Genomic DNA, 3,298 nt, shown 5'->3' with positions numbered 1-3,298 from the left:
GTGGAACCTGTCTTTGGACAGGTAAAGGCTTGTTTAGGTTACAAACGTTGTAACCTACGAGGAAAACGACAAGTAAAAATTGACATGGGATTGGTTCTCATGGCCAATAATCTCCTCAAATATAGGAAGAGGAGATTCTAAAAGAAAAGGAGAGACTCATTTCAGCAGATGAATCTCTCCTTTTTAGGCTTTATGAGACTTTTGTCCCAGCCTCTTTTGTGGTTCTTTGCCAAGTTGTGTGAAATCCCTGGAAACTGATACAGTCTTTTAGTTTACTTTTAGTACAAGGCAGCGAGTCATAGACAGCTCAAAAGCTACGGGGGAGGTTTTGAGCTTGGTGACAAAACTTTCGAAGAAAGTTTCAAAGAAGTACGGCAAGACGAGCTAACGCAGTAATAAACTAAACGACTATAAAGAAGCACAAAGATAGGTTTCTAACCCCTTGTATGCCAAAGGGGATTCTTGTTTTTCATATTTATAAATGACAAAGTTGTGGAGGTAATATGGTCTGTATTTCATGGATATATGGCAGTATATGTGTTATAATAAGATGAAATTTCTATACGTATAATGCATACTAGAAATTATTAAAAAATCAATAAAGGAGACAGGAATTGGATAGAGGAGATGCTAAACAAAGATTTTCGATTCGAAAATATAAGTTAGGTGCTGCTTCCGTATTACTTGCAACTGTATTCGCGAATGGTACTACAAGTGTATCTGCCGATGAACAGATTGGGACTACGGAAAGTACAGCTACTGTTTCTCTAGATTCAGCTATAGAAGAAAATTCGATAGAGGAGTCAGCGAGTGAAACATATGTGGGACCTGCTGTTTTAGAGTCGACTTCACCTCAAGAGACTGTTGAAGTGAAGCCGAGTTCGGAAGCTGCAGATTTGAAGTCGAGTTCGGAAACTACAGATTTGAAGCCGGAGATGGGAGAAAGTTCTGTTGAAAAATCGAAGTCAGCAGAAACGAATCAATCAATCTCGTCAATTCCTGAGGTAGTGGTTCGGGAAACGGAAGTGCCACATTCAACTGTAGTAGAATCTGAAAATAAATCGATGGAGAATCCAAAGGTTTCAGAATCTGCTCCAAAGTTTGATAGTGTATTTGAAACTAAGAAAGAAACAGTGACTCATCCTATTGTGAAGGAAGAGAATGTTTCTGAGGTAACAGCTACAGATGCTGAGAATGTGGCTCTTGTTCAGGACTTGGAGAAAAAATCAGAAAAAGCTGAACAGGCAAGTCGTTTTCGTTCTGTTTTACGATCAACTGGCGCTCGGGAAGGTGAAGTAAGGATCTTCCAATTATTCCGTCAGATACAAACCACTTCAGGAGATGCTGCTGATTATGGAGCTCGGGTTATTTCGTTTGATGGTTATGTATCCGAAAATGGTCCAGAACCTGACGGTACATACCTTGTTCGTTGGGTTGTTAAATACGTTCCAAATCGAGTAAGTGGAAGAGCTCCTGCTGCCCCGGTTGGGGTTAGTATTGCTGGAACTGCAACCTATGAGGTGCCTAAGACGGTATTGTTTAATGGCCAAACAATTACCGGAGTTCCCTCTAAGACCGATTCTACTACTAAATATTATTCTCCATCGGTAAAAGCCAATATCGGTCAAGAAAATACATTAGAGTTTACTTCTAAGGTAACTCCTTGGCCAGACCGTGATGATTTTTGGGGTCATTTTGTGATTGACTTTGCGACAGCATTTTCTCCGACTTATAATAAGCCAGTTGATCCTGCGAATCGTACGACTCCGATTCGAAATATCATTAGTGCCACTGTTACATTGGATGGAACAGCCTTTAAAAAATATAAAAATAGGGACAGGACAGTTACCGAGGAGATTCCGTTTTCAACTGAATACCAAGCGGATGATAGTCAAGACGTTGGAAAACAGCTTGTAGTTCGTGAAGGTGTTAATGGAGAACAGACGGTTAAAATAACAACTTCGAAGAATGCCCAAGGAGAGACTGTTGAGACTCGAGGCGAACCAGTTGTCGTTCGCGAACCGGTATCGAAGCAGGTTAAGGTCGGAACCAAGCCTAAGGTAGAAACAACGAATCTTCCGTTTAAGACAGTCTATCAGAATGATCCAACTATGAAGGCTGATGCTCCTGAAGTTGTTGTGACGGAAGGAAAAGAAGGTCGGAAAGTTGTCACGACAACCTACTCTGTTAATAGCACAACGGGAGAAGTAACTGCGAATACTCCGACTGAGGAAGTTACGGATGCGGTTGATCGTGTTATTAAGAGAGGGACCAAGCCTGCTGATAAAGATACTTACGAACCTGTCGGGAAAGAGCAAACAGTGAGACCAGGGGGGACTCCGAGGGCGACGCTTGCGATTGGGAATTTAGCAGATTTACCAGAAGGAACTCAGGTTGGATTCAAGAGTCCTGTTGATACCGCAACTGAGGGTAATAAATCGGCTGTTGTTGTAGTAACCTATCCAGATAAGTCCAGTGAAGAAGTTCCAGTAATTGTTAAGGTTGTTGCACCAGATGCGGACAAGTATACGCCAGCAGGGAAGACGCAGACGGTTAAACCGAATGAAACTCCACAAGCAGTAAATTCCATTGAGAATGCGAGCAGCTTACCTGAGGGGACCCAGTATGCCTTTAAGGCTCCTGTCAATACCTCAAGTGAGGGAGACAAGTCAGCTGTTGTTGTAGTAACCTATCCAGATGGTACTCGTGATGAGGTTCCGGTAACCGTTAAAGTCGTCACTCCAGATGCGGATAAGTATACTCCAGAGGCTCGTGAACAAACGGTGAGACCAGGGGGTACACCAAGAGCAACGGTTGCGATTGCGAATCTACAAGACCTTCCACAAGGGACCAAAGTTGGCTTTAAAACTCCTGTTGACACCTCAACTGAGGGTGATAAGCAAGGAACAGTTGTTGTAACTTATCCAGATGGTTCCAAGGAAGACGTTCCAGTAATTGTTAAGGTTGCTGCACCAGATGCGGACAAGTATACGCCAGCAGGGAAGACGCAGACGGTCAAACCGAATGAAACTCCACAAGCAGTAAATTCCATTGAGAATGCGAGCAGCTTACCTGAGGGCACCCAGTATGCCTTTAAGGCTCCTGTCAATACCTCAAGTGAGGGAGACAAGTCAGCTGTTGTTGTTGTAACTTATCCAGATGGTACTCGTGATGAGGTTCCGGTAACCGTTAAAGTCGTCACTCCAGATGCGGATAAGTATACTCCAGAGGCTCGTGAACAAACGGTGAGACCAGGGGGTACACCAAGAGCAACGGTTGCGATTGCGAATCTACAAGA

The 3,298-nt window shown here is 43.3% G+C and carries 2 protein-coding genes; both read left to right on the top strand.

Translation table 11 applies throughout. From position 1 onward, the window contains the following. Positions 1-141 (top strand): transposase (locus tag E5983_RS08805; RefSeq protein WP_202056349.1); only part of this gene is annotated, 141 nt, incomplete at its 5' end. 473 nt (positions 142-614) lie between these two features. Continuing rightward, positions 615-3,298, top strand: a 2,684-nt coding sequence (locus E5983_RS10060) for a Rib/alpha-like domain-containing protein (protein ID WP_160333462.1), incomplete at its 3' end; no start/stop codon positions are given.

The organism is Streptococcus danieliae (genome assembly GCF_009767945.1).
Taxonomy (GTDB): Bacteria; Bacillota; Bacilli; order Lactobacillales; family Streptococcaceae; genus Streptococcus; species Streptococcus danieliae.
Note: the sequence above shows the minus strand (reverse complement) of the source record. Positions and strands in the feature narration are given on the sequence as shown.